General features: G+C 76.4%; 23 protein-coding genes. 12 read left to right on the top strand and 11 right to left on the bottom strand.

Annotated features, from left to right (window positions below; all coding sequences use genetic code 11):
* Position 1: 1 nt before the first annotated feature.
* The gene (locus DQ238_RS20145) at positions 2 to 217 is read right to left on the bottom strand and encodes a hypothetical protein (RefSeq protein WP_113783032.1); all 216 of its coding nucleotides are present in this window, start codon (positions 215 to 217) and stop codon (positions 2 to 4) included.
* Between the two features lie 113 nt (positions 218 to 330).
* The gene (locus DQ238_RS20140; RefSeq protein WP_113783064.1) at positions 331 to 858 is read right to left on the bottom strand and encodes a hypothetical protein; all 528 of its coding nucleotides are present in this window, start codon (positions 856 to 858) and stop codon (positions 331 to 333) included.
* A gap of 125 nt (positions 859 to 983) precedes the next feature.
* On the opposite strand from DQ238_RS20140, the gene DQ238_RS20135 reads away from it, so the two are divergent.
* The 5 genes from DQ238_RS20135 to DQ238_RS20115 all read left to right on the top strand — a co-directional run bounded on the left by DQ238_RS20135 (position 984) and on the right by DQ238_RS20115 (position 7,212).
* Complete coding sequence (locus tag DQ238_RS20135) at positions 984 to 3,302, top strand: helicase C-terminal domain-containing protein (RefSeq protein WP_113783031.1); 2,319 nt, start codon at positions 984 to 986, stop codon at positions 3,300 to 3,302.
* Positions 3,303 to 3,382: 80 nt separating this feature from the next.
* Positions 3,383 to 4,666 carry a cyclopropane-fatty-acyl-phospholipid synthase family protein gene (locus DQ238_RS20130; RefSeq protein WP_113783030.1) on the top strand — a complete coding sequence of 428 codons (1,284 nt, stop codon included), beginning with the start codon at positions 3,383 to 3,385 and terminating at the stop codon, positions 4,664 to 4,666.
* 103 nt (positions 4,667 to 4,769) lie between these two features.
* On the top strand, positions 4,770 to 6,452 hold the full coding sequence (locus tag DQ238_RS20125; RefSeq protein ID WP_113783029.1) for a DNA repair helicase XPB: 1,683 nt from the start codon (positions 4,770 to 4,772) through the stop codon (positions 6,450 to 6,452).
* A gap of 95 nt (positions 6,453 to 6,547) precedes the next feature.
* Entirely contained in the window at positions 6,548 to 6,823 is a 276-nt protein-coding gene (locus tag DQ238_RS20120) for a type II toxin-antitoxin system Phd/YefM family antitoxin (protein ID WP_113783063.1), read from the top strand.
* Positions 6,820 to 7,212, top strand: coding sequence for a type II toxin-antitoxin system VapC family toxin (locus tag DQ238_RS20115; RefSeq protein WP_113783028.1), 393 nt, complete (start codon positions 6,820 to 6,822; stop codon positions 7,210 to 7,212). The genes DQ238_RS20120 and DQ238_RS20115 overlap by 4 nt, the downstream gene beginning before the upstream one ends.
* A gap of 334 nt (positions 7,213 to 7,546) precedes the next feature.
* Here DQ238_RS20115 and DQ238_RS20110 read toward each other — a convergent pair whose 3' ends face one another.
* The 3 genes from DQ238_RS20110 to DQ238_RS20100 form a co-directional block, all read right to left on the bottom strand.
* The gene (locus tag DQ238_RS20110) at positions 7,547 to 8,191 is read right to left on the bottom strand and encodes a response regulator transcription factor (protein WP_113783061.1); all 645 of its coding nucleotides are present in this window, start codon (positions 8,189 to 8,191) and stop codon (positions 7,547 to 7,549) included.
* A 14-nt stretch (positions 8,192 to 8,205) separates the two neighbouring features.
* Complete coding sequence (locus tag DQ238_RS20105; RefSeq protein WP_233496131.1) at positions 8,206 to 9,522, bottom strand: sensor histidine kinase; 1,317 nt, start codon at positions 9,520 to 9,522, stop codon at positions 8,206 to 8,208.
* A 186-nt stretch (positions 9,523 to 9,708) separates the two neighbouring features.
* Positions 9,709 to 10,392 carry a VC0807 family protein gene (locus tag DQ238_RS20100; protein ID WP_147263164.1) on the bottom strand — a complete coding sequence of 228 codons (684 nt, stop codon included), beginning with the start codon at positions 10,390 to 10,392 and terminating at the stop codon, positions 9,709 to 9,711.
* Positions 10,393 to 10,522: 130 nt separating this feature from the next.
* Between DQ238_RS20100 and DQ238_RS20095 the strand changes: the two genes are divergently transcribed.
* The 3 genes from DQ238_RS20095 to DQ238_RS20085 all read left to right on the top strand — a co-directional run bounded on the left by DQ238_RS20095 (position 10,523) and on the right by DQ238_RS20085 (position 14,349).
* Positions 10,523 to 11,704, top strand: coding sequence for a sensor histidine kinase (locus DQ238_RS20095; protein ID WP_113783026.1), 1,182 nt, complete (start codon positions 10,523 to 10,525; stop codon positions 11,702 to 11,704).
* On the top strand, positions 11,701 to 12,375 hold the full coding sequence (locus DQ238_RS20090) for a response regulator transcription factor (RefSeq protein ID WP_233496130.1): 675 nt from the start codon (positions 11,701 to 11,703) through the stop codon (positions 12,373 to 12,375). Before DQ238_RS20095 ends, DQ238_RS20090 begins: the two co-directional genes overlap by 4 nt.
* A 180-nt stretch (positions 12,376 to 12,555) precedes the next feature.
* On the top strand, positions 12,556 to 14,349 hold the full coding sequence (locus tag DQ238_RS20085; RefSeq protein WP_113783024.1) for a DEAD/DEAH box helicase: 1,794 nt from the start codon (positions 12,556 to 12,558) through the stop codon (positions 14,347 to 14,349).
* A gap of 113 nt (positions 14,350 to 14,462) precedes the next feature.
* Here DQ238_RS20085 and DQ238_RS20080 read toward each other — a convergent pair whose 3' ends face one another.
* From DQ238_RS20080 to DQ238_RS20075, 3 genes are all read right to left on the bottom strand, one after another.
* Positions 14,463 to 17,456: a LuxR family transcriptional regulator gene (locus DQ238_RS20080; RefSeq protein ID WP_113783023.1), complete on the bottom strand. Its 2,994-nt coding sequence runs from the start codon at positions 17,454 to 17,456 to the stop codon at positions 14,463 to 14,465.
* A 137-nt stretch (positions 17,457 to 17,593) separates the two neighbouring features.
* The gene (locus DQ238_RS24175) at positions 17,594 to 17,725 is read right to left on the bottom strand and encodes a hypothetical protein (RefSeq protein ID WP_255418084.1); all 132 of its coding nucleotides are present in this window, start codon (positions 17,723 to 17,725) and stop codon (positions 17,594 to 17,596) included.
* A gap of 311 nt (positions 17,726 to 18,036) precedes the next feature.
* Positions 18,037 to 18,783, bottom strand: a complete 747-nt coding sequence (locus DQ238_RS20075) for a phospholipid scramblase-related protein (protein ID WP_199506480.1) — start codon at positions 18,781 to 18,783, stop codon at positions 18,037 to 18,039.
* Between the two features lie 130 nt (positions 18,784 to 18,913).
* Between DQ238_RS20075 and DQ238_RS20070 the strand changes: the two genes are divergently transcribed.
* Complete coding sequence (locus DQ238_RS20070) at positions 18,914 to 19,549, top strand: metal-dependent phosphohydrolase (protein WP_113783021.1); 636 nt, start codon at positions 18,914 to 18,916, stop codon at positions 19,547 to 19,549.
* Here DQ238_RS20070 and DQ238_RS20065 read toward each other — a convergent pair.
* The gene (locus DQ238_RS20065; RefSeq protein WP_113783020.1) at positions 19,512 to 19,799 is read right to left on the bottom strand and encodes a DUF4031 domain-containing protein; all 288 of its coding nucleotides are present in this window, start codon (positions 19,797 to 19,799) and stop codon (positions 19,512 to 19,514) included. The genes DQ238_RS20070 and DQ238_RS20065 overlap by 38 nt on opposite strands.
* A 17-nt stretch (positions 19,800 to 19,816) precedes the next feature.
* Here DQ238_RS20065 and DQ238_RS20060 point away from each other — a divergent pair, with 17 nt between their 5' ends.
* Both DQ238_RS20060 and DQ238_RS20055 read left to right on the top strand, forming a co-directional pair.
* Entirely contained in the window at positions 19,817 to 20,179 is a 363-nt protein-coding gene (locus DQ238_RS20060; RefSeq protein WP_113783019.1) for a VOC family protein, read from the top strand.
* On the top strand, positions 20,176 to 21,177 hold the full coding sequence (locus DQ238_RS20055; RefSeq protein WP_113783018.1) for a Gfo/Idh/MocA family protein: 1,002 nt from the start codon (positions 20,176 to 20,178) through the stop codon (positions 21,175 to 21,177). Before DQ238_RS20060 ends, DQ238_RS20055 begins: the two co-directional genes overlap by 4 nt.
* Here the strand turns inward: DQ238_RS20055 and DQ238_RS20050 are convergent.
* Positions 21,174 to 21,959: a DUF72 domain-containing protein gene (locus DQ238_RS20050; protein ID WP_113783017.1), complete on the bottom strand. Its 786-nt coding sequence runs from the start codon at positions 21,957 to 21,959 to the stop codon at positions 21,174 to 21,176. The two genes, DQ238_RS20055 and DQ238_RS20050, sit on opposite strands and share 4 nt — an antisense overlap.
* 111 nt (positions 21,960 to 22,070) lie before the next feature.
* Here DQ238_RS20050 and DQ238_RS20045 point away from each other — a divergent pair, with 111 nt between their 5' ends.
* Positions 22,071 to 23,507, top strand: a complete 1,437-nt coding sequence (locus DQ238_RS20045) for a glucose-6-phosphate dehydrogenase (NADP(+)) (protein ID WP_113783016.1) — start codon at positions 22,071 to 22,073, stop codon at positions 23,505 to 23,507.
* A gap of 188 nt (positions 23,508 to 23,695) precedes the next feature.
* Here DQ238_RS20045 and groL read toward each other — a convergent pair whose 3' ends face one another.
* Entirely contained in the window at positions 23,696 to 25,327 is a 1,632-nt protein-coding gene (gene groL / locus DQ238_RS20040) for a chaperonin GroEL (protein ID WP_113783015.1), read from the bottom strand.
* Positions 25,328 to 25,662 lie beyond the last annotated feature (335 nt).

Below are 25,662 nucleotides of genomic sequence, written 5' to 3'. Positions count from 1 at the left end.
GCTACTCGCCCGCCTGGACGCCGGCCCGGTTGGGCTTGTCGGTCGGGTGCGCGTACCGCAGGCGGTCCGGCGGCAGCGGGAAGTCGTGGTCCTCCCCGAACGGCGACAGCGGACCGGCCGCCTCGGCGGTGAACTCGGTGACCGGCGCGCCGCCGTCCTCCGACTGGCCCCAGGTGGGCTCCACCAGGTGCTCGTTCTTGGGGTTGCGTTTGGCCATCTCCGTCGCTTCCTCCGTGTGCCGTGTCCCGCGGCGCACCGCACGGTGCCCGCACCGGTGTGCATCTTCGCGGACCGGATACCCGGAACGCACGCACTCCTCCCCTGCGCCGGTCAGCGGCAGCGCACCGCCCGGGCGCCGTAGACGGTGGGCAGGCCGTCCGCGGTGAACACCCACTCGCGCGGCCCGACGGGCGCGGCCCGCACCACCGCGTCGTGCAGCTGCTGGACGGCGCGGGTCCGCCACACCGCGGTGCTCTCCAGCCGCAGCCGCACCGGGGCGGCCAGCGGGTCGGTCTCGTCGTAGCCCTCGGGTTCGAAGGCCAGCACCGCCGGGCCGGCGATGCGCAGCACCCCGGTCTGCCAGGGCACGGCCCGCAGCGCCCGCCGCCAGCGCAGGTGGCGCACCAGGGCACCGGCGCCGGCGACGGCGGCGACCGTCCCGGCGACCACCAGCACGACCACCACCAGCCCGACGCCGGGCAGCGGGCGGCCGGTGTCGGCGGCGATGCTGACCGCCGCGGCCCCGAGCAGCACCCCGAGGACGACGGCGATGGCGCCGCCGGCCAGCCAGCGCAGCGCCCCGGCCTGGTAGCCGGGGAGAGCGCTGCTGGTCTGCGGGTCGTCGGCGGCCGGGTGCACGGGCCCCATGCTGGCGCACGGCAGACCGGTCTCTGCGGCGGCAGGGGCGACGTCGGCCGGACGGTCCCGGACCCGGTCGAGACGTCGTCGGCGGCACCCGGCCGGACCGTCGTAGCGTGGATCGGATGTCTGCCGAACGCCGCGCCGGAGGCGCCCCGCCGGGACGCGAGGGGGAGACGGCACCCGCCACCCCCCGTCCTGCCCCGGCGACGATCGCCGCCTGGCTGCGCACCCGCGGCGACGAGCAGCTCGGCGCCCTGCTGGCCGCCCGTCCCGACGTCGCCCGGCCGGCTCCCTCCGACGTCGTGGCCCTCACCAGCCGCCTGGCCGTGCCCCTGTCCGTGGACCGCGCGCTCGACGAGCTGGACGCCGCGACGCTGCAGGTGCTCGACGTCGTGCTGCTCTCCTCCGACGGGGTGGGCGCCGCCGACCTGCCCACCGCGCTGCCCGAGGTGCCCGACGCGGTGCTGGGGACGGCGGTGGACCGGCTGACCACCCGGGCGCTGCTGTGGGGCGACGAGGTGCTGCACGCCCCCGACCCGGTGCGCCGGGCGGTCCGGTACCCCGCGGGGCTGGGCCGGCGGGCGGTCGAGCTGCGGCTGGCGCTGCCGGCGGACCTGCCGGCGGCGCTGGCCGAGCTGCCCGCCGCGGAGCGGGAGGTGCTGGAGCGGCTGGCCGGCGACCGGCCGGTGGGCCACCTGCCCGACACCGACGGCAGCTCCGCCTCGCCGGCCCGCCGGTTGCTGCAGCGGGGCCTGCTGGCCCGCGTCGACGCGCTGAACGTGGAGCTGCCCCGGGAGATCGGGCTGCTGCTGCGGGGCGGCCGGCCCTACGGCCCGCCGCGGCTGCGCCCCGAGCCGGCTCCGGTCGAGCGCGACCCGGCGGCCGTCGACCGGCAGGCCGCGGGCGCCGCCCTGGAGACGATCGGCCGGGTCGGGGAGCTGCTCACGCTGCTCGAGGAGGAGCCGGCCGGGCTGTTGCGCAGCGGCGGGGTCGGCGTCCGCGACCAGAAGCGGCTGGCCCGCGCGCTGCACGTGACCGAGCCCGAGGCCGGCTGGTTGCTGGAGCTGGCGCACGTCGCGGGCCTGCTCGACGTGGGCGGGCCGCACCGCGACGAGTGGCTGCCCACCCGGGCCTTCGACCTGTGGCGCGAGCAGGACCTCCCCGACCGCTGGGCCACCCTGGCCGCCGGCTGGCTGGACGCCGTGCGGCTGCCGTCGCTGGCCGGGCAGCGCGACGTCGCCGGCAGGGCGGTCAACGCGCTGTCCCCCGACCTGGTCCGGCACACCGCGCCGGCGATCCGCCGCGCCGCACTGGGCGCGCTGGCCGAGTACCCGCCCGGCTGCGGCCTGGCGCCCGACGACCTGGTCGCGCTGCTGCGCTGGCGCACGCCGCGCCGGGTGGACCGGCTGGCCCCGGTCCCCGACCTGCTGGCCGAGGCCGCCCGGCTGGGCGTGCTGGTCGGCGGGGCGCTCCCCTCGGGCGGGCGCGGGCTGCTGGTCGCCGGGGAGGACGGCGCCGCCGACGGGGTGCGCCGGCTGCTGCCCGAGCCGGTCGACTCCGTGCTGGCCCAGCCCGACCTGTCGCTGGTCGCGCCCGGCCCGCTGGTCGCCGAGCTCGCCGACGCCCTCGCCGTCGTCGCCGACGTGGAGTCCTCCGGCGGGGCCACGGTGTTCCGGGTGACCGAGGCGACCGTGCGGCGGGCGCTCGACGCGGGCTGGTCGGCTACCGACCTGCACGAGTTCTTCGCCCGCGCGTCGCGCACCCCGGTGCCGCAGGCGCTGGACTACCTGGTCGACGACGTCGCCCGCCAGCACGGCCGGCTGCGGGTGGGCGCGGTCGAGAGCTACGTGCGCTCCGACGACTCCGGGCTGCTCTCGCAGGTGCTGGGCGACCGGCGGACGGCGACGGCCGAGCTGCGCCGCCTCGCGCCCGGGGTGCTGGTCAGCGGCCTGGGCGCCGACGAGGTGCTCACCGTGCTGCGGGAGGCCGGCTACGCCCCGGCCGGTGAGTCCCCGGGTGGCGCCGTCCTCACCCGCCCGCCGGCCCGCCCGCGCGCCGCTGGACGCCGGCCCGGGGCCGCCGCCGCGCAGGCGGCGCGGCCGCTCGCGCCCGACGAGGTCGCCGCGATCGTGCGGGAGATCCGGGCCGGGGACGCCGCGCTGGCCGCCCGCCGCAGCGAGCCGGTGCGCCAGGTGCCCGGCGGAACCACGGCCGGCACCCTCGAGCTGCTGTCCCGGGCCGTCCGCGAGGGCGTGCCGGTGTGGCTGGGCTACGTCGACGCCCAGGGCAGCGGCAGCCAGCGCGTCGTCCAGCCGGTGTCGCTGGGAGGCGGGTTCCTGCAGGGGTACGACGAGCGGCGCCGGGAGAGCCGCACCTTCGCCGTGCACCGGATCACCTCGGTGGCGCTGGTCGAGGACGACGAGCCGGCCGCGTCGTCCTGACGCCGCGCCGGAACCGCTTGCCGCGACCCGGGTGACGGGCCACCCTCCGGGGCTCCTGCAGAGCCGAGAGGAGGACCGCGATGGCGAGCGAGCAGGACGCGGCCACCCGGCTGGCGGCGGTGGTGCGCCAGGTGCTGGGGGTCGACGAGCTCCCCGTCCGGCTGCGCGCCTGGGACGGCTCGGTGGCCGGGCCGCCGGGGGCGCCGCTGGTCGCCGTCCGCGACCGGCGGGCGCTGCGCCGGCTGGTGTGGGCCCCCGGTGAGCTGGGGTTCGGCCGCGCGTACGTGGCCGGGGAGGTCGACCTCGAGGACGACCTGTTCGCCACCCTGGCCGCGCTCACCTCGACCGGGCGGCTGTCCGCCGCCGACGGCGCACCGGCCCCCGGCCTGCGGGAGCGGGCCGGCCTGGTCGCCACGGCGGCCCGGCTCGGCGCGCTGGGGCCCGAACCCGCACCCCCGCCGGAGGAGGTGCGGCTGCGCCGGTTCGGCCGCCGGCACTCCCGCGTCCGGGACGCCGCCGTCGTCGCCCACCACTACGACGTGGGCAACGACTTCTACCGGCTGGTGCTCGGCCCCTCGCTGGTCTACTCGTGCGCCGTCTGGGAGTCGCCGGCCACCGGCCTGGACGCCGCCCAGGAGGCCAAGCTCGACCTGGTCTGCCGCAAGCTGGGCGTGGGTCCGGGGGCGCGGCTGCTCGACGTCGGCTGCGGCTGGGGAAGCCTGGCGCTGCACGCCGCGCAGCGGTACGGGGCCGACGTCGTCGGCGTGACCCTCTCCCGCGCGCAGGCCGACCTCGCCCGGGAGCGGGCGGCCGACGCCGGGCTGGCCGGCCGGGTGGAGATCCGGGTGCAGGACTACCGGGACGTCGCCGACGGGCCGTTCGACGCGATCGCCTCGGTCGGCATGGCCGAGCACGTCGGCGCCCGCAGGATGCCCGGGTACGTCCGTGCCCTGCACGACCTGCTCCGCCCGGGCGGCCGGCTGCTCAACCACGCCATCGCCTGGAACGCGGGGCCGACCGGCTGGGACGGCGACACCTTCATCGCCCGGTTCGTCTTCCCCGACGGGGAGCTGCTCAGCCTGGCCGACACCGTCGCCGCGCTGGAGGACGGCGGCCTGGAGGCGCTCGACGTCGAGGCGCTGCGCCGGCACTACGGGCTCACGCTGCGCGCCTGGGTGGAGCGGCTGGAGAAGCACTGGGACGCCGCGGTCGCGGTTGCCGGCGCGGGCCGGGCCCGGGTGTGGCGGCTGTACATGGCGGCCAGCGCGCTGGCGTTCGAGCGCGGGGTCATGGGCGTCAACCAGGTCCTGGTGCGGCGGCCCGGCGGCGAGGAGCCGCCGCTGCGGCTGCGTTCCTGGCCCTGACCCGGACCACCGCGCCGGACGGGAAGGGCCCGTCGGTGCCCGTGGTTACCGTGGCAGAGGTCCTGCGCGACCCCGCTCCCCCACGCCTGCCGAGAGGTCCTTGGTGAACGACGGCCCCCTCATCGTCCAGTCGGACAAGACCCTGCTGTTGGAGGTCGACCACCCGGCCGCCCGCGAGTGCCGGGCGGCGATCGCCCCGTTCGCCGAGCTGGAGCGCTCGCCGGAGCACGTGCACACCTACCGGGTGACCCCGCTGGCGCTGTGGAACGCCCGCGCCGCCGGGCACGACGCCGAGCAGGTCGTCGACGCGCTGGTGCGCTACTCCCGCTACCCGGTGCCGCACGCCCTGCTGGTCGACGTCGCCGACACCATGGACCGCTTCGGCCGGCTCGCCCTGACCAACCACCCGGTGCACGGGCTGGTCCTCACCACGTCCGACCGGGCGGTGCTCGAGGAGGTCGTCCGCGCCAAGCGGGTCGCGCCCATGCTCGGCGCCCGCATCGACGAGGACACCGTCGTCGTCCACCCCTCGGAGCGCGGCCGGCTCAAGCAGGCGCTGCTCAAGCTCGGCTGGCCGGCCGAGGACCGCGCTGGATACGTCGACGGCCAGGCCCACCCGATCGAGCTCGACCAGACCGGCTGGCACCTGCGCGACTACCAGGTCGAGGCGGTCGAGGGCTTCTGGTCCGGCGGCTCCGGGGTCGTCGTCCTGCCCTGTGGTGCGGGCAAGACGCTGGTCGGCGCCGCGGCGATGGCCGAGGCCAAGGCGACCACGCTGATCCTGGTCACCAACACCGTCGCCGGGCGGCAGTGGAAGCGCGAGCTGCTGGCCCGCACGTCGCTGACCGAGGAGGAGATCGGCGAGTACTCCGGCGAGCGCAAGGAGATCCGCCCGGTCACCATCGCCACCTACCAGGTGATGACCACCCGACGGAAGGGCGAGTACCGGCACCTGGACCTGTTCGACGCGCAGGACTGGGGGCTGATCGTCTACGACGAAGTGCACCTGCTGCCCGCGCCGATCTTCCGGCTGACCGCCGACCTGCAGTCCCGCCGCCGGCTGGGGCTGACCGCCACGCTGGTGCGCGAGGACGGCCGGGAGGACGACGTCTTCTCCCTCATCGGGCCCAAGCGCTACGACGCCCCGTGGAAGGACATCGAGGCGCAGGGCCACATCGCGCCGGCCGAGTGCACCGAGGTGCGGGTGTCGCTCGACGACGAGGAGCGGATGACCTACGCCGTCGCCGAGCCCGACGAGCGGTACCGGATCGCCGCGACCGCGTCGTCCAAGCTGCCGGTGATCCGGCGGGTGCTCGAGCGGCACCCCGGGGAGCAGAAGCTGGTCATCGGCGCCTACCTCGACCAGCTCGACGAGCTCGGCCGGGCGCTCTCCGCCCCGGTGATCCAGGGTTCGACCCGCACCAGGGAGCGGGAGGAGCTCTTCGACGCCTTCCGCGCCGGCGAGATCGGCACGCTGGTCGTGTCGAAGGTGGCCAACTTCTCCATCGACCTGCCCGAGGCTGCGGTCGCCGTCCAGGTGTCGGGGACGTTCGGCTCCCGCCAGGAGGAGGCGCAGCGGCTGGGCCGGGTGCTGCGACCCAAGGCCGACGGCCGGCAGGCGCACTTCTACACGATCGTCAGCCGGGACACCCTCGACGCCGAGTACGCCGCGCACCGGCAGCGGTTCCTCGCCGAGCAGGGCTACGCGTACACCATCGTCGACGCCGCCGACCTGGCCGGCCCGGGTGAGGTGGGCGGCCCGGACCGGGTCGACGAGGGCGCCTGAGCAGCTGATGATCGGGGCTCCCGCACAACAGTGCGTCTCTGATGCAGCCCGCGGGCATGACATCTGGTAGCACATGGAGTGCTACCGTGGTCGGCGTGACCCGGATCGGCGTGCGTGAACTGCGCCAGAACGCCAGCAGGTACCTGGCGCTGGTGAAGGCTGGCGAGACGGTCGAGGTGACCGAGCGCGGTGAACTCGTGGCCGTCCTGGCCCCGCCCTCGCCTGCGGCCACAGCGCGCGAGCGGCTGATCGCCGAGGGCCGCCTGGTCCCGGCAGCCGGGCCACGGTTCCTCCCGGAGCCCGTGACGCCGCCTCCCGGAGCACCGAGCGCCTCCGAGGCCCTGGCCCAGCAGCGCGCCGAGCGACTGTGATCGCCTTCGACAGTTCAGCCCTCACGAAGCTCGTCGTCCGCGAACGCGAGACCGCTCCCCTGCGCGCCTGGCTGGCAGAGCACGAGGAAGCCGCCTGGTCAGCGAGCTCACTGACCCGCGTCGAGGTCGTCCGCGCCGTCGCCCGGGTGGACGCCGCCGCCGTGCCGGATGCTCGTAGACTCCTGGCGGGGATGGACCTCGTCCCCATGGGCCCCGATCTCCTCGAGGCGGCCGCGGACCTCGGCCCGCCATCCCTGCGCAGTCCGGACGCGATCCACCTGGCGACAGCCCGGAGCCTCGGCTCGGCCCTCGAGGTGTTCGTCGTCTACGACGAGCGGCTGGCGGAGGCCGCCGTCGACGCCGGGCTGCCGGTCGTCGCGCCGTCCTGACCCTGAGGCGTCTGGGACGCGGGACGGAGCGGCTCATCCGCGACCCGGGACGAACCCCACACGTCCGGCCGGCTGTGCGCATCGACGCCGGGCGGCGACCTGCACCCGGCCCTGCACGGCGCCGGGCGGCGGGCGCACGGGAGGTGGCCGGTCGGGCGTGCCGCCCCGACCGCAGGCGGGATGGCTCTTGACGTAGAAGGGCAGCACGCGCCGAGGCGGTCGCCCCGCAGAGGACCGGCCGACCTGAGTCCCACGGCGCGGTCCGCGCGCCCGTGGCACCCCACTCGGTCCAGCAGCCGGACAGCCGAACCGCCCGTCCGCTGTGGGACGCAGGTCAGGCGCGCAGGTAGGCCAGGGTGGCCAGTACCCGGCTGTTGCGGTCCTCGTCCGGGGTCAGGCCGAGCTTGGCGAAGATCCGCTGGGTGTGCTTCTCCACGGCGCCGGGGGTGACGACGAGCCGGCGGGCGATCGCGGCGTTGGAGTGTCCCTCGGCGATCAGCGCGAGCACCTCGCGCTCGCGGGGGGTCAGCCGCCGCACCGGGTCGTCGGCCCGCCGGCGGGCGAACAGCTGGCCGACCACCTGCGGGTCGAGCACGGTACCGCCGGCCACCACCCCGGACAGCGCGTCCAGCAGCTGGTCGAGGTCGGCCACCCGGTCCTTGAGCAGGTAGCCCACGCCGCCGCGGCCGTCGGCGAGCAGCTCGTCGGCGTAGGCGACCTCGACGTACTGGGAGAGCACCAGCACCGCCGTCCCCGGCTCCTGCCGGCGCGCGTCCACCGCCGCGCGCAGCCCCTCGTCGGTGTGCGTGGGGGGCATGCGCACGTCGACCACGGCGACGTCCGGCCGCAGGTCGACCACCGCCCGCACCAGCGAGGGGCCGTCGCCGACGGCCGCGACCACCTCCGTGCCGGCCTCCTCCAGCAGGCGGACCAGCCCCTCCCGCAGGAGCACCGAGTCCTCGGCGAGCACCACCCGCACCGGGCGGCCGCCGGTCAGGCCCACGCCAGCTGCGCGGTCAGCCGGGTCGGCCCACCGCTCGGGCTGTCCACGGTCAGGACGCCGTCCACGGCGCGCAGCCGGTCGGCCAGCCCCGCCAGGCCGTGGCCGGGGGCGGCGACCGCCCCACCGGCGCCGTCGTCCTCGACCACGACCCGTACCACGCCGTCGGCCCGGCCGACCTCGACCCGGCACACCCGTGCCCGGCTGTGCTTGGCCGCGTTGGCCAGCGCCTCGCTGACCACGAAGTACAGGGTGTTCTCCACCGCCGGAGCCGGCCGCTGCGGCGGCAGGTCGACGGCGAGCTCCACCGGCACCGGCGAGCGGGCGGCCAGCGCCGCCAGCGCGGCGGGCAGGCCGCGGTCGGCGAGCACCGGCGGAGCGATGCCGCGGGAGAGGGCGCGCAGCTCCTCGAGCGCCTCCCGGGCCAGGCCGGCCGCCTCGCCGAGGGTCGTCCGGGCGGCCGCGGGGTCGCGGTCGAGCTGGCGCTGCGCCCGGGAGAGGTCCATGCCCAGCCGCACCAGGTGCTGCTGCGGGCCGTCGTGGATGTCGCGCTCGAGCCGGCGCAGCGCGACCGCCTCGGCGGCCACCGCGGCGTCCCGGCCGCCGGCCAGCCGGTCCATCTCGGCCTGGGTCGCCGCGCGGGAGGTGAGCAGCACCCGCCCCAGCTGCGCCTGCAGCAGCGCCACACCGCGCACGACGAACGGCAGGAGCAGCGCGAAGACCACCCCGATCGCGGTGTAGAGCAGGATCCGCCGCCAGGGGCTGCTGTCGAAGCCGAGCAGCTCCAGCAGGTCGGTGTTCTCCGGGTCGCGGGAGGCGTCGGGCAGCGTCCAGTCCCAGGCCGCGTAGGTCAGGCCGCCGAGCGCCGCCGACCAGAACGCCACGGTGACGGCGAACGCCAGGATCGACAGCGGGAAGCGGATCAGCGCGTGCAGCGCGTCGAGCCAGGCCTGCGGATCGCGCAGCGGCGTCAGCAGCCGCCGGACCGTTCCGCCCTCCGCCCGCCGGTGAACCGGCGCAGGCAGCGGGGTCCCGAGGACGGCGGGCAGCCAGGCGCGCTCCACGCCGGCCAGGCCGCGCGCCGCGAGCAGGGTCCCCGCGAGGACGGGGAGGCCGACCCACACCACGAGCAGCCCGGCGCCGGCCGCGAGGCCGACCACGACCAGGACGAAGCCGGTGGTCGCCACCGGGAAGGTGACCAGGCTGTAGGCGGTGTCCACGCCGAGGCGTCGCAGCGCGTCGCGGGGACGGGGTGGGGCGGGGGTGCCCGGGGCGGTCATCGGCGGCGGGACGGCGGTGTCGGCGGTCATGCGGTCGAGCCTGGTCGGGGCGGGTGCCCCACCCCATCCCGCCAACCGGCCGATCCCGTGTCGGGCTGGCCCGACAGCCGTCCGCGCTCCATCTCGGACGTCGATGCTCCCGGCGTCCGGCGGCCGTGTCGAGAGCCCCGAGCCCGGCGGCACGGGCCGCCGACGGCGGGAGAGCAGCCCGGCTCCTCACCGGGGCAGCGGGTGCACCGCGTCGTCCTCCGCGCGGCGCAGCGGCGAACGGGGGTCGTGGACGCCGCAGACCGCGTAGTAGGCGTGCGTGACCGCGTTGAGGACGACGAGGGTGACCGCGTACAGGGCCGTGCCGAGCACGGGGACGCGGTCGGGCGGCACGGTGTAGGCGAGCAGCACCCGCACCGCGGCGTCGGCGAGCAGGCCGATCCCCCACAGGACGCCGGCAGTCCGCCACATGCGCCGGAACCGCGGGGAGGCCGCCCACAGCCGCTCCCAGTCCGCGGGCCAGTGCAGGCGGCCCTCGAGCAGCGGCCGGGACAGCAGGTAGACCAACGGACGGCGGGTCCGCACGCCGGCGAGGAACCAGACGCCGGTGACCCCGGTCAGCACCGCCTCCCGGGCCAGCAGGAACCGCGTGTCGCCGGGCAGCAGCGAGACGACCAGGGCGCCGAGCGTCATCGCCGTGACGTACGCGGAGAACCCGTCGACGCGCCGGTCGCGGACCAGGGAGACCAGCGCCGGCAGCGCCGAGACCAGCGCCGAGGCCACCAGCGCCGGGTACACCCCCACCCCGGACCAGCGCAGGACGTAGAAGGCGAGAGTGGGGACGGCGAACCCGACCGCCGCGCCCACCGCGACGCGGACGGCGGGTCGGTGCCGGGAGGACGGAGTGGCCACGGCCGCCACGCTGCCCGGGCGGAGCCCGGCCGGGCAGCGTCCGGAGAGCTGTCGGCCGGTCACCCGGCGGCGGTCGACGAGCCGACTTTGGTCGGTACCCGCGCAGCCGGCGGACCCCTACCGTCCAGGCATGCAGGACTGTGCCGACCGTCCGCCCGCACGGGCGGTGGTCGTCAGCACCGCCGCCGTGGGGTCGGTGGTCGCCGCCACGCTCGTCGGCCGCTGGGCGAGCCTGGGGCTCAGCGGGCGGTTCCTGCTGGACCTGGCGGCGGGGATCGCCGCGTGCGCCCTGGTCCCGCCGCTGCTGCGCCGTCCGGTGACCGGTGGCGTCGCGCTGGTGCTGCTCAGCGCGCTGTCCCCGGCCGCCACCCCGTGCGCGACCCTCGCCGTCGCCCTCGTCGCGCGCACCCGCCCGCTGCGCACCGCCCTGCTGCTGGCGGCAGCCGGCTTCTCGGCACTCCTGGTGCAGCGGGCGCTGGTCCCTGCGCAGAGCATCCCGCTGCTGTGGTGGGTCGTCCTCGACGCGGTGACCCAGGCGGCGCTGGTGGCCACGGGCGCGTTCCTGCAGGCGCGGGCGTCGCTGCTCGCCTCGCTGCGGGAACGCGCGCGGCGGGCCGAGGCGGAGCAGGAGCGGCGCGTCGCCGAGGCGCGTGCGGCCGAACGGACCGCCATCGCGCGGGAGATGCACGACGTGCTCGCCCACCGGCTCTCCCTGCTGGCCACCTACGCCGGGGCGCTGGAGTTCCGCCCGGACGCGGCACCGGAACGCCTCGCCGAGGCCGCCGGCCTCGTCCGCCGCGGCGTGCAGGAGGCGCTCAACGACCTCCGCGACGTGATCGGCGTCCTGCGCAGCGACGAGGAGTCGCCGCCGGCCGAGCGGCTGCACCCCCCGCCCGGCGCCGGCGACCTGGCACGGCTGGTCGACGACGCCCGCCGCTCCGGCACCCCGGTCGAGCTGCACGGCTCGCTGGACGCCCTGCGGAGCCTGCCCGACGGGGCCGGGCGGACCCTGTACCGGGTCCTGCAGGAGGCGCTGACCAACGCCCGCCGGCACGCGCCCGGTTCTCCGGTGCACGTCACCGTCGGCGCGCAGCCGGGCGGCTCCGCCGAACTGGTGGTGAGCAACCCGCTGCCTCCGGCCGGCCGCGCTCCGCTGACCCGCGGCAGCGGCACCGGTCTGCTGGGCGTGGACGAGCGGGTCCGGCTCGCCGGCGGACACAGTGCCCACGGCGTCGAGGGCGGGCGGTTCGTGCTGCGGGTCCGGGTGCCGTGGCCGGTCGCCGGCCGCAGCCTCGCGGCGGCCACCCGGTGAGCACGCCCCCGGCAGCCGGCCCCGCCGACCGGGTGTCGATCCTGCTCGTCGACGACGACCCGCTGGTGCGGGCCGGACTGCGGCTGATGCTCGACGGCGTCGCCGGGATCACCGTCGTCGCCGAGGCCGCCGACGGCGACGAGGTCCTCCGCGCCCTGCGCGGTCAGCGCGCCGACGTCGTCCTCATGGACCTGCGCATGCCCCGCGTCGACGGGGTCGAGGCCACCCGGCAGGTGCGCCGGCGCCCCGACGCCCCCCAGGTCGTGGTGCTGACCACCTTCGACAGCGACGAGGACATCGCCCGGGCGCTGCGGGCCGGCGCCGCCGGCTTCCTGCTCAAGGACGCCGCCCCGGCCACCATCGTCGACGCCGTCCTGCGCGTGGCCCGCGGGGAGCCCGCCGTGTCCCCCTCGGTGCTGCGCCGGTTGATGGACCGCGTCGCCGACACCGCCGGCGAGGACCGGGCGCGTGCCAGCCTGCGGGCGCTCAGCCCGCGCGAGCTGGACGTCACCCTCGCCGTGGCGCGCGGGGCCACCAACGCCGAGATCGGCGGCGAGCTCTACCTGAGCACCGCCACGGTCAAGGCCCACCTCACCCGCATCCTCGCCAAGCTCGACCTCGCCAACCGCACCCAGCTGGCCCTGCTCGTCCACGACGCCCGCCTGGACTGAGCACGTGGTGGGTGCCGCGGCGGGGTCGACCCGGTGAGCAGCACCCGGCGGGCGGTCAGCCCGCGGCGTCGCCGCAGGTCAGGTCCTCGTCGCCGAGCCCCATACGCCGAGGGCGGGGACGCGCGCGGCAGGCGGCCGGTTGGGCGTGTCGCCCTCGCCGCAGGCAGGATGGCCGGCGACATGGGAAGTGCAGCACGCGCGGAGGCGGTCGCCCCGCAGAGGACCGGCCGACCGCTCCGGGCCTGGCAGCAGGCCGCCCTGGAGCAGTACGAGCAGGAGTCGCCCAGGGACTTCCTGGTCACCGCGACCCCGGGCGCGGGCAAGACGACCTTCGCGCTCACCCTGGCCGCGCGGCTGCTGCAGCGCCGCGAGGTCGCCCGGGTGGTCGTCGTCTGCCCGACCGACCACCTGCGGCTACAGTGGGCCGACGCCGCCGACCGGATGGGCATCGTCCTGGACCCGGGGCTGACCAACGCCGTCGGGCCGGTGCGCGCCGGCACCCAGGGCTACGTGACCACCTACGCGCAGGTCGCCGGCAAGCCGATGCTGCACGCCGCCCGCGCCACCGCGGTCAAGACGCTGGTGATCCTCGACGAGGTGCACCACGCCGGCGACGGGCTGTCCTGGGGCGAGGCGGTCGAGGAGGCCCACGGCCGCGCCGCGCGCCGGCTGTGCCTGACCGGGACGCCGTTCCGCACCAAGCCCGACGAGCGCATCCCCTTCGTCCGCTACGAGGAGGACGGCTTCGAGGGCGACGACGGCGAGGGCGGGCTGGGCCTGGTCAGCCGCGCCGACTACACCTACGGGTACCGGGAGGCGCTGGCCGACGACGTGGTGCGGCCGGTGGTGTTCGCCGCCTACACCGGGACGTCGCGCTGGCGGAACTCCGCCGGCGAGGTGGTCGCCGCCTCGCTGTCCGAGGCCGGCACGCGATCGGTGGAGATGCAGGCCTGGCGGACGGCGCTGGACCCCAAGGGCCAGTGGGTGCCGCACGTGATCGCCGCGATGGACGACCGGATCACCCACCTGCGCGAGAACGGCATGCCCGACGCCGCGGGGCTGGTGCTGGCCAGCGACCAGGACGACGCCCGCGCCTACGCCCGCATCGTCAAGCGGGTCACCGGCAAGGCGCCGGAGCTGATCCTCTCCGACGACCCCAGGGCGTCGAAGAAGATCGAGCGCTTCGCGGCCGGCTCCGCGCGCATCGCGGTCTGCGTGCGGATGATCTCCGAGGGCGTCGACGTCCCGCGGGCCGCCGTCCTGGCGTGGATGACCTCCTACCGGACGCCGCTGTTCTTCGCCCAGGCGGTCGGCCGGGTCGTCCGCGCCCGGGCGCCGCACGAGTCGGCGACGGTGTTCCTGCCCGCCGTCCGGCCGCTGCTGACCCTCGCCGCCTCGATGGAGGAGCAACGCAACCACGTTCTTCCGCCGCCCAAGGCGGCCGACCCCGAGGCGCTCGACCTCGAGCCGCCGCCGCGCAGGGACCCGCCGGTCGACGGGGTCCGGCAGTTCGAGGCGCTCGAGGCCGACGCCCGCTTCGCGCACGTGCTGCACGGCGGCACCGCGCACACCGGGTCGGGGTCACCGGCGGAGGTCGCCCCCGAGGACGAAGACTTCCTCGGCATCCCCGGCCTGCTCACCGCCGAGCAGACCGCCGAGCTGCTGGCCCGGCGGGACGACGAGCTGCGGGCCCGGATCGCCGAGCGCCACCACGACGACACTGGCGAGCTGCCGCTCGTCGAGGACCACCCCGACGAGGACCTCGCCGATGGTGCTGCCGGCCGCTCCTGGCGCGACGCGGCCGAGCTGCGCCGGGAGATCAACCGCCTGGTCAGCCGGGTGTCGGCGAAGACGTCGACGCCGCACGCGGTGGTGCACACCCAGTTGCGCAAGTCGGTGCCCGGGCCACCCTCGGCGTCCGCGTCGATCGAGGTGCTGCGCGCCCGCCGCGAACGCCTGGGCACCATGCTGTGACACCCCGCCCGTCGATCATCGGCGGGTGGCTGTCCACGTCGGGCGTGTCGGCCAGCCATCCGCCGATGATCATCCCGGGCCCTGGGTCGGGCGACGGCAGGCGGGGTGAGCACTCAGCTCGCCGGCGCGCCCACCGACGGCAGCAGCCCGCGGGCGGCGGCCAGCGCCACCGCCTCCGCGCGGCCGCCGGCGCCGAGCTTGGCGAGGATGTTGCTGACGTGCACGCTGGCCGTCTTCTCGCTGATGTAGAGCTCCGCGCCGATCTGCCGGTTGGTCCGCCCCCGCGCCAGCAACCCGAGCACCTCGCTCTCGCGCGGCGTGAACACCGCCGCGGGGTCGACGACCCGCCCGGCCCCGGGCAGGTCCAGGGGCAGGCGTCCGCGCCGGGCCAGCGCCACCAGGGCAGCGCGCAGCGGCGCGGCCCCCAACCGGTCCGCGACCGAGGCGGCGGCGCGCAGCTCCTCGGCGGCGCCGGCCCGGTCGTCGGTCGCGAGCAGCGCCTCGGCCAGCCGCCACCGCGACCGGGCCTGCTCGTAGACGTGCCCGTAGCCGAACGCGTCGACGGCGGCCCGCCACAGGTCGGGTTCGACCCGGCCGGCCAGCCGGGCCTGCTCGGCCTCCACCCGGGTCAGCCACGCCACTCCCTCGGCGCCGTACCCGCCCACCGACCGCAGGTGGTCCTCGACCGCTGCGTGCGCCAGCCCGGCGAGCTCCTCCCCCGTCTCCACCCAGCGCCGCGCACCGGCGTCGTCGCCGAGCAACCGAGCCGTGACCGCGGCGTCGCCGACCGGTGCCAGCGCCATGGCGCTCAGCCGGACCACCGCCAACCGATCGGCGCCCCACAGGGTGCGCACCCGCTCCGCCGCCGCGCGGGCCCGCTCGGCCGCCGTGCCGGCGTCCCCGGCCCAGGCGGCCAGGTCGATCTCGGCGCTCGCGGTGGCGAGGAGCAGCAGCACGTGCGCGTCCAGCCGGCGGACGAGCCCGCGCGCCCACGCGACCCGGTCGGCGGCGGCCGGGTCGCCCCGGCCGACCTGCACGAGCAGCCCGGCCGCGCGCACGTGCGCCGCCATGACCGGTACCCGCGCCAGCTGGTCGGCGAGCTGCAGGCTGCCCTCCCAGTTCCCGGTGACGTACCGGGCGACGACCCCCAGGTGGCGCAGCTCGGCGGGGTAGAACGCCCACTCCACGCCCAGCTCACGGGCACGCTCGAGCCCGGCGTCGATCCAGGTCAGCGCCTCGGCCACGTCCCCGGCGTCCTGGGGGACGACGGCCAGGTTGAACAGCACCCGCATCTCGACGTCGGTGTCCCGCGAACGGCGGGCCCGCACCAGCGCCTCCTCCAGGCGGGCCCGCACCACCGCCCGGTCCCCGGACCCGCGCATCCGGACCAGGGACACCGCCGTGTCGGCCCAGGCGCTGTCCAGGCCCAGCGTGTCGGCGGCGGCCAGCGCCTCGTCGGCGGCCGCATCCCCCTCCGCGCGCAGCCCCCGGTCGTAGCTGGTACGCGCGTGCGTCGCCGCGGCCCAGGTGCGCACCACCGACGGCGGCTGCGCCGGGACCAGCGCCATCGCCCGGCTGGTCTCCCGGTGGGCCGCGGCCTGGTCCTCGATCCGGCCCAGCGCCTGGGCCAGGGTGGAGTGCACCCGGGCCCGGGCGATCGGGTCGCCGTCCTCCCCGAGCAGCTCCAGGGCCGAGCGCAGCAGCGCCACCGCCCGGTGCAGCTCGCCACCCCGGCGGGCCGCCGCGGCGGTGTCGAGCAGGAGCTCGACCTGGTCCCGGCCGGCGCGCCCGGCCGCGTCCGGGACCGCCGACCACAGCGCCAGGGCCGCCTCCAGGTGCTGCAGCTGCTCGGCGGGTGCGCCGACCCGGCCGGCCTCGGCCGCCGCCTCCAGCGACGCGGAGAGAGCCCCGGCGAGGTCGTTGCTGCCCCGCGCGTGGAGGGCCAGCTCCGCGGCGGTGCCCCCGCCCGGCGTGGCGAGCAGATGGGCGGCGATCGCCGCGTGCAGCCGCACCCGCTCCCCGGGCAGCAGGTCGGCGAGCACCGCCTCGCGCAGCAGGGCGTGCCGGAAGCGGTAGCGACCGTCGTCCGAGACGACCAGCAGGTGCCGGTGGACCGCCTCGGCCAGCGCGGCCTCGAGCTCCGTCGGATCGAGCCCGCCGACGGCGGCGACCAACTCGTGGCGCACCCGCCGGCCGGCGACCGCGGCCACGCGCACCACCCGCTGGGCGGCCTCCCCGAGCTGCTCCACCCGTGCCAGCAGCACGTCGGTCAGCGCCAGCGGCAGCGTCTCCCCCGCCAGCCCCGCGGCGAGCAGCTCCTCGGCGTAGAAGGCGTTGCCCTCGGCGCGGGCCACGACGTCCTCGACCGTGCTGTCGGGCACCTCGGGGGTCAGCCCGCGGACCAGCTCGCCGACGGCGGCGTCCGGCAGCGGCGCCAGCTCCAGCCGCTCGACCCCCGGCAGCCGCACCAGCTCGGCCAGCAGCGGGCGCAGCGGGTGGCGACGGTGCAGGTCGTCGGAGCGGTACGAGACGACCAGTGCCACCGGCACGTCGGCCAGCCGGGCGAGCAGGTAGCGCAGCAGGTCGCGGCTGGACCGGTCGGCCCAGTGCGCGTCCTCGAACACGACCAGCAGCGGAGTCACCGCGGCGAGCTCGCCCAGCAGCGCGGCGACCGCCTCGAACAGCTGCAGCCGGCCGTCGTCGAGGAGGGGCCTGGGGGTCAGGGGGCGGCCGAGGTCGGCGGCCTCCCCGGCCGGCAGCTCGGGCGCGCCCGCGACGGCCCGGCCGGCGAGCAGGCCGGCCAGGGCCGGCTGCGCCGCGGCGGAGGCGGCCGCGGGCTCGCCGGCCACCGGGCGCAGCAGGTCGACGAACGGCAGGTACGGCAACCCGACGTCGCCGAGGTCCACGCAGTGGCCGGTCAGCACGCGGACGCCGCGCCCGGCCGCCCGGGCGGCCAGCTCGTCGAGCAGCCGGGTCTTGCCGACGCCGGCGTCACCGGCCAGGAGCACCGCGCAGCCGCGGCCGTCGATGGCACGGTCGACCGCGGCCAGCAGGCGGGCGAGCTCGGCGTCCCGGCCCACCATCGGTCGGTCGTCCCACTGCGGCACGAGGTCGATCGTGGCACGGGCCCCCGACCGGACCGGTGGGGCAAGGACCCCCCTGCCCCCGCCACTCGGGAGGAGGAGGTCCTTCGACGGGGGGCTCGGGAAGGGGGTCCTCCTGCCTGCAAGGGGGCCGGGGTCCTTCAGCCCGCCCGCCGGGTGCGCCGGCGGAACCAGGGGCCGCGTCGGGTGCGCGTCCCGCGGCCGATGGCGCGCAGCACCTCGCGCCGGTAGGCCAGCTCGGCCTCGAGGCCGGGGTTGGGGTAGGTGGCCATGACCGCCTCCTGTCGTCGGGTCCATTGCGACGACGTCGACGGTGGTGCTGAGGGGTGCCCCGGGGCATCGGTCGGTCGGGCGGTCCCGGGCGCCCGGCCAGCGACTGAGTCCCCTCAGGGCACCTCACGGCGGTGCGGACGGCGAGCGCCGCGGCCGGGGAGAGGAGGGTCCGGACCGGGCGACGGCCGCCTCGCGGCGAGAGGCACGACGCGGCTCCAGACCCCCGACCGGAGTCGGGGCGGTGGTCCGCGAAGGCGGTGACCAATTGGCACCCGGGGGCACGATGCGCCCGGCCCGGACACCGTCCACGCTACCCCCGGTCCGGGCGGCTCGCACGGGCCCGGGACCGATCGCCCCCGCGGTCGTCCTGCTCCAGCGCGGTGTCGACGGTCAGCGCACAGGCGATGACCATGCTCGCCAGCGGGTCCTCCAGCCGGGAGTGCACCCGGACGACGTACCGGTCGGCCGTGCTGAGCAGCGCCCGGGCCAGCCCCTCCCACCGCTTGGTGATCCTGGCCACCTCGGTGCCGCCGGCATCGGTGACCGGGAAGTCCCACGCCGCCCGGTCCTCCGCCCGGATCGCCCCGACCACCCGGCCGCCGGCGACGAGGTCGAACCGGGACCGGCCGCGGATGCTGGCCTGCACGATCTCCCCGACCGGCTGCCCGTCCGGCCGCTCCACGACCAGGCGCGCGCGCAGGAGCGTGGCCGGGCGGGTCAGCACCAGCACCACACCCGAGGCGTCGCGGACCTCGAGCCGGTGGTCGAGGAACCGGTCGACGCTGGAGACGAAGCGCGCGGCCTTCTTCAGCGTGGTCTGCCCGACCTCGACGACCGCACCGATCCGTCGCCCCTGACCGTCGAGGACGGTGAACTCCTGGGTCAGCCCGATCAGCTTCGTCCGCTGGCTGACCACCAGCACCGGCTGGTCGTACACCGAGGCCCCGCTCGGCGCCTGCTGCACGTGCCGGGTCCAGACCCGGCCGTCCCACCAGCGGATGCCGCCGCTGCCCCCGGGGTCGGGGTACCAGCCGGGCGGCGGGAGCCGTGAGGTCACGACGCCGAAGCTAACCCGCCGGGTCCGGCCCCGGGGTCGGCCGAGCGTGCCAGACTCCGCCCGTGGCCGACCTGACCGACGTCGAGGCCCGCGCGTCGACCCTGCTTGCCGTGCGCACCTGCGGGGCGGCATGAGCCTGGTCGGCTTCGAGGCGTGGGCGCGGCTGGCCGGCGACTCCTCCACCTCCCGCACCGAGTGGGCCGCCGTGGTGGCCGCGTGGGGCGAACCGCACCGCCGCTACCACGACCTGGCGCACCTGGCCGCCGTCCTCGGGCTGGTCGGCGAGCTGGCCGCTGCCGCGACCGACCCCGACGCCGTCCGGCTGGCCGCCTGGTACCACGACGTCGTCTACGACCCCCAGCGCGGCGACAACGAGCAGGTCAGCGCCGAGCGGGCGCGCGCCGGCCTGCGCGGCCTCGTGGCCGCCGAGCGGGTGCAGGAGGTGGCCCGGCTGGTGCTGCTCACCGCCGGGCACGACCCGGCTCCGGACGACGCGGACGGCGCGGTCCTGTGCGACGCCGACCTCGCGGTGCTCGCCGGCCCGCCCGAGGTCTACGCCGCCTACGCCTCGGCGGTCCGGGAGGAGTACGGGCACCTCTCCGACGCGCAGTTCACCGCCGGGCGCACCGCCGTCCTGGAGCAGCTGCTGGCGCTGCCGGCGCTGTACCGGCTGCCCGCCCTCGCCGCGGGGTGGACGCCGCGGGCCCGGGCCAACCTCGCCGCGGAGCTCAGCCTGCTGGGGCAGCGGGCCGGGAGGGCCTCCTGAGCCGCAGCCCGGCCGCCGTCAGCCGGGCCAGCAGCTCCCGGGCGCCCACCGGCTCGGCGCCGGCGGCCACCGCCACGTCGTAGAGGTCCTCGGGGACGTCGTAGTGGTCGCCCTGGAACGCCCGCCGCGGGATGCCCAGCTCGGCGGCGACGACGAAGGCGTGCAGCTCGTCGTAGGAGACGTCGCTGACCAGGTGGGACCACCGCCGCCCGCGCCAGGGCCACGCGGGGGTGTCGATCAGCACGGCCACGGGTGCAGTCTGCTCCGGTGACCGACTCCCCCGCCGAGGTGCGGGCCTCCCCGGTGCTGCCGGTGGCCGACCTCGACCGCTCCCTCGACCACTACCGCGCCCTCGGCTTCCTCGTCAGCCGGCACGACGACAGGTACGGCTTCGCTGCCTGGGCGGGGCTGGAGCTGCACCTGGCCGTGGTCCCCGGCCACGACCCGGAGCGGACGGCGGCCACGGTGTTCCTGCACGTGCCGGACGCCGACGCGGTGGCGACCGCCTGGGCGGACGTGGACCGCACCAGCGCGCCCGAGGACCGGCCGTGGGGCATCCGGGAGGGCCGGCACGTCGACCTGGACGGCAACCTGCTGCGGTTCGGCTCCCCGGTAACGTCCCCGGGGTGAGCCGGGAGATCCGCTGGGGCATCGTCGGGCCGGGCCGCATCGCCGAGAACGTGGTGGGCGACTTCGCGCTCGTGCCGGGCGCGCGACCGGTCGCGGTCGCCTCCCGGTCGGCCGACCGCGCGGCCGCCTTCGCGCGGCGGCACGGGCTGGAGCGGGCGCACGGCTCCTACGCCGACATCCTCGCCGACCCCGAGGTCGACGTCCTGTACATCGCCACGCCGCACCCCCAGCACGCCGCGATCGCGCTCGCCGCGATCGACGCCGGCAAGGCGCTGCTGGTGGAGAAGGCGTTCACCGCCACCCCCGCCGGCGCGGCCGAGGTGGTCGAGCGGGCGCGGGCGCGCGGGGTCTTCGTCATGGAGGCGATGTGGACCCGCTTCCAGCCGGTCGTCGTCCGGCTGCGGGAGCTGGTCGCCGACGGCGCCGTCGGCGAGGTGCGCTCGGTGCAGGCCGACCTCGGCGTGGCCCGCGAGTACGACCCCGCCGACCGGCTGTTCGCGCTGGAGCTGGGCGGCGGCGCGCTGCTGGACCTCGGCGTCTACGTCGTCTCCTTCGCCCAGATGCTGCTCGGGGCCCCGGACACCGTCACCGCGGTGGGCTCGCGCTTCCCGACCGGTGCCGACGCCGAGGCCGCGCTGCTGCTGGGGTACGCCGACGGCCGCTCGGCCACCCTCACCACCTCGCTGCGCTACCCGACGCCCGGTCAGGCGCGCGTGTTCGGCACGGCCGGCTGGGTCGACGTCCTCCCCCGCTTCCACCACCCGGACACGATCGTGCTGCACCGCACCGGCGCCGAGCCCGAGACGATCACCCTCCCGCCGACCGGCCGCGGCTACACGCACGAGCTGGCCGAGGTGACCGAGTGCCTGCAGGCCGGGCGGACGGAGAGCGCGGTCGTGCCGCTCGCCGACACCCTCGCCGTCCAGGCGGTGCTGGGGCAGGCGGCCGACCAGCTCGGCGTCCGCCACGCCGAGGACCCGCACGCCATCGTCGGCTAGGCCGCGGGCCAGGCGCGCCCGGTGGCTTCGTCGGGGGTGGGCACGCGGGTCGGCGTCCGGCCGGTGCGGCGGACCTCCTCGGCGAGGGCCACCGCGTCGACGACGGCCGCACCGCCCGGGTCGTTGTTGAGGTAGACGTACACGTCGGCGTTCGGCTCCCAGGTGGCCGCCAGCCGCTCGGCCCACAGCTGCAGCGTCTGCCGGCGGTAGCCCCAGGCCTCGACGCCGTGGTGCAGCCGCAGGTAGCCCCAGCCGGCGGTGCGCCACAGCGGCGCGACCGGCTGCTCGTCGCGGTCGGCCCAGCACAGCGCGGCGCCGGAGCGCTCCAGCAGGGCGCGGACCTCGTCGGTCCACCAGCTGTCGTGCCGCGGCTCCACGGCGACCCGGGTGACGGGTGGGAACTGCACCAGGCAGTCCCGGAGCAGCCCGGCGTCCGCCCGGAGGGTGGGCGGCAGCTGCAGCAGGACGACGTCCAGCTTGTCGCCGAGGCCGGCAGCTCGCTCGACCAGGCGGGCGACCGGCTCCTCCGGTTCGCGCAGCCGCTTGACGTGGGTGAGGAACCGGCTGGCCTTGACCGCCCACCGGAAGTCCGGCGGGGTGCGCGCCCGCCACGCCTCGAACGTGGCCAGCTCGGGCAGCCGGTAGAAGGCGTTGTTGCTCTCCACCGTGGCGAAGTGACCGGCGTAGTGCTCCAGCCACAGCCGCTGCGGCAGCCCCGGCGGGTAGAAGCGGCCGCGCCAGTCGCGGTACTGCCAGCCCGACGTCCCGATCAGCACCGCCACGGGCCGCGCGTACCCGGCGCGGCCGGTCCCGACGCCGACGACCCGCGCACGAGTGACCGCCGCGCCGCCCGGGCACAGCAGTGCTGCCCGTCCCCGGCCGAGAGGAGCGCCGTGACCGACCTGCCGCCCACCGTGTTCGTGCTCTTCGGCGCCACCGGTGACCTGTCCCGCCGGATGGTGCTGCCCGCCTTCTTCCAGCTCGCCCGCGACGGCCTGCTGCCCGACGACTGGCGCCTCGTCGGCAACGGCCGCGGTGACGTCTCCCACGAGGACTTCGCCGGCCGGGTGCACGACGCGCTCGTCGAGTTCGGCCCGGTGGGCGAGGCGGGCGACGACGCGCAGGGGCCGTGGGAGGAGTTCTCCCGCCGGCTGCGCTTCGCCGGCGGCGGCTTCGACGAGTCCTCCCCCGGCAGCCTGCTCGACGTCCTCACCGAGACCCGCGAGGAGCTGGGTGCCGACGCCCAGCTGGTCCACTACCTCGCCGTGCCGCCGTCGGCGTTCGAGACGCTGACCCGGGGCCTGCAGCAGCACGGGCTGGCCGAGGGCTCGCGGGTGGTCTACGAGAAGCCCTACGGCACCTCTCCGGCGACCTTCCGCGAGCTCGACGAGCTGGTGCTGTCCGTGCTCGAGGAGGACCAGGTCTTCCGCATCGACCACTTCCTGGGCAAGGAGGGCACGCAGGACCTGCACGTGCTGCGCTTGGCCAACGGGCTGTTCGAGCACACCTGGAGCCGCGAGTACGTGACCCAGGTGCAGATCGACGTCCCGGAGACCCTGGACGTCGCCCAGCGCGCGACCTTCTACGACGCCACCGGCGCCGCCCTCGACATGCTGGTCACCCACCTGTTCCAGCTCGCCGCCGAGGTGGCCATGGAGCCCCCGGCCAGCTTCTCGCCGGCGGACCTGCAGCAGGCCCGGGAGGCGGTGCTGGCGGCCTTCCGGCCCCTCGACCCGGACGAGGTGGTGCTCGGCCAGTTCGACGGCTACACCGACATCGAGGGCGTGGCCGACGACTCGAGGACCGACACCTTCGTGGCCGCCCGGCTGTGGGTGGACACCGACCGCTGGCGCGGGGTGCCGTTCCTGCTGCGGACCGGCAAGCGGATGGCCGCCAGCGAGCAGCGGGTCAGCCTGCTGCTGCGCAGGCCCGAGGGGCCGGTGACCGGCGTCCCCGGCCACGACGACGTCGGGCACGGCAACGTGCTGTCGCTGTCGCTGTCCGGGTCGGGCCAGGTGGACCTGCGGGTGGTCGTCAAGGAGCCCGGCCCCGACCTGGCCCTCGCCCGCGCGACCGCCACGCTCGAGATCGCCGACGTCCCGGGCGGGACGCCGCTGCCGCCCTACGCCTCCCTGCTGCACGACGTCCTCGTCGGCGACCGGTCGCTGTTCACCAGCAGCGCCGGCCTGGCCAGCGCCTGGACGGCGTTCGCCCCGCTGCAGGAGCACCCGCCGCGGGTGCACCGGTACGCACCCGGCTCGTGGGGTCCGGCCGAGGCCGACGCGCTGGCCGAGCCCTGCGGGTGGCTGCTGGGCGGGCCCCGGGGCTGAAAGAGGGCCCCCTGCCCCCACCGCTCGCACGCTCGCGGCGGGACCCTGCAGGGAGGCCGAAGGCCACATGACGCCGACAGGGGCGGCCCCGCGTGCTGCGGGACCGCCCCTGCTGGTGACGGACTGGAACGGCCCCGCTGCAGGGACCCGCCGTGAGCTTGCGAACGGTGGGGGGCAGCGGGGTCCTTCTAGAAGTCCATGCCGCCCATGCCGCCGTCACCGGCGCCGGCCATGGCCGGAGCGGCCTTCTCGGGCTTGTCGGCGACGACGGCCTCGGTGGTGAGGAACAGACCCGCGATGGACGCGGCGTTCTGCAGCGCCGAGCGGGTCACCTTGGCCGGGTCGATGATGCCCGCGGAGACCATGTCCACGTACTCCCCGGTGGCGGCGTCGAGGCCGTGGCCGGTGTCGGAGTTGCGGACCTTCTCCACCACGACGCCGCCCTCGAGGCCGGCGTTGACGGCGATCTGCTTCAGCGGCGCCTCGAGCGCGACGCGCACGATGTTGGCACCGGTGGCCTCGTCACCCTCGAGCTCGAGCTTGTCGAACGCGACGCCGGTGGCCTGCGCCAGGGCGACGCCACCACCGGCGACGATGCCCTCCTCGACGGCGGCCTTGGCGTTGCGCACCGCGTCCTCGATGCGGTGCTTGCGCTCCTTGAGCTCGACCTCGGTCGCGGCGCCGGCCTTGATGACGGCGACGCCGCCGGCCAGCTTGGCCAGCCGCTCCTGCAGCTTCTCGCGGTCGTAGTCGGAGTCCGACTTCTCGATCTCGGCGCGGATCTGGTTCACCCGGCCGGCGATCTGGTCGGGGTCACCGGCACCCTCGATGATCGTCGTCTCGTCCTTGGTGGTGACGAACTTGCGGGCGCGGCCCAGCAGCGACAGGTCGGCGTTCTCCAGCTTCAGCCCGACCTCCTCGCTGATGACCTGGCCACCGGTGAGGATGGCGATGTCGTTCAGCATGGCCTTGCGGCGGTCGCCGAAGCCGGGGGCCTTGACGGCGACCGACCTGAAGGTGCCGCGGATCTTGTTGACCACCAGGGTGGCCAGGGCCTCGCCCTCGACGTCCTCGGCGATGATGGCCAGCGGCTTGCCCGACTGCATGACCTTCTCCAGCAGCGGGAGCAGGTCCTTCACCGAGCTGATCTTGGAGTTGACGACCAGGATGTACGGGTCGTCGAGCACGGTCTCCATGCGCTCGGGGTCGGTGACGAAGTAGGCCGACAGGTGCCCCTTGTCGAAGCGCATGCCCTCGGTGAGCTCGAGCTCCAGGCCGAAGGTGTTGCTCTCCTCGACGGTGATGACACCTTCCTTGCCGACCTTGTCCATCGCCTCGGCGATGAGCTCGCCGATGGCGGTGTCGGCGGCGGAGATCGACGCGGTGGCGGCGATCTGCTCCTTGGTCTCGACGTCCTTGGCGGTCGAGAGCAGGTACTCGGTGACCGACTCGACGGCCTTCTCGATGCCCTTCTTCAGGGCCATCGGGTTGGCGCCGGCAGCGACGTTGCGCAGACCCTCGCGGACGAGCGCCTGGGCGAGCACGGTGGCGGTGGTGGTGCCGTCACCGGCGACGTCGTCGGTCTTCTTCGCGACCTCCTTGACCAGCTCGGCGCCGATCTTCTCCCACGGGTCCTCGAGCTCGATCTCCTTGGCGATGCTCACACCGTCGTTGGTGATCGTGGGGGCGCCCCACTTCTTCTCGAGGACGACGTTGCGGCCCTTGGGGCCGAGGGTCACCTTGACGGCGTCGGCGAGGGTGTTCATCCCCCGCTCGAGGCCGCGGCGAGCCTCTTCCTCGAAGGCGATCATCTTGGCCATGTGGTGATGTCCTCCATGCATGGATCGCTGCACGGCCGGGTCCGGCGCCCGCGACGGACGACACCGGCGACGCGGGCTCCCTGCGCCCGCACACCAGTGCCTCACCGTTCCGACCTGATTGGCACTCGGCACTGTCGAGTGCCAAACCCGAGTCTGGCACTCGACCCTGCCGAGTGCAACCACACTGTCGTCCTCCGGACGACGACCGCGGCCAGGTGCCGTACCCCACCTGCACCGAGCCCCGCCACGTCCCTCCTCGGGGACCCTCCGGGCCCCACTCGTCGGTCGTCCCCCCGGGACCCGCCCCGTCCGGCCAGGTGCCGTACCCCACCTGC

Source organism: Geodermatophilus sp. TF02-6 (assembly GCF_003319115.1).
GTDB lineage: Bacteria > Actinomycetota > Actinomycetes > Mycobacteriales > Geodermatophilaceae > Geodermatophilus.
The sequence above is the reverse complement of the archived record's forward strand: the minus strand, read 5'-3'. Positions and strand labels throughout refer to the sequence as shown.

Bases quoted from the DNA above. Each gene is read 5' to 3' on its own strand.
- DQ238_RS20145 (WP_113783032.1), bottom strand. From the start codon at position 217: ATGGCCAAACGCAACCCCAAGAACGAGCACCTGGTGGAGCCCACCTGG.
- DQ238_RS20135 (WP_113783031.1), top strand. From the start codon at position 984: ATGTCTGCCGAACGCCGCGCCGGAGGCGCCCCGCCGGGACGCGAGGGG.
- DQ238_RS20130 (WP_113783030.1), top strand. From the start codon at position 3,383: ATGGCGAGCGAGCAGGACGCGGCCACCCGGCTGGCGGCGGTGGTGCGC.
- DQ238_RS20105 (WP_233496131.1), bottom strand. From the start codon at position 9,522: ATGACCGCCGACACCGCCGTCCCGCCGCCGATGACCGCCCCGGGCACC.
- DQ238_RS20095 (WP_113783026.1), top strand. From the start codon at position 10,523: ATGCAGGACTGTGCCGACCGTCCGCCCGCACGGGCGGTGGTCGTCAGC.
- DQ238_RS20085 (WP_113783024.1), top strand. From the start codon at position 12,556: ATGGGAAGTGCAGCACGCGCGGAGGCGGTCGCCCCGCAGAGGACCGGC.
- DQ238_RS24175 (WP_255418084.1), bottom strand. From the start codon at position 17,725: ATGGCCACCTACCCCAACCCCGGCCTCGAGGCCGAGCTGGCCTACCGG.
- DQ238_RS20070 (WP_113783021.1), top strand. From the start codon at position 18,914: ATGAGCCTGGTCGGCTTCGAGGCGTGGGCGCGGCTGGCCGGCGACTCC.
- groL (WP_113783015.1), bottom strand. From the start codon at position 25,327: ATGGCCAAGATGATCGCCTTCGAGGAAGAGGCTCGCCGCGGCCTCGAG.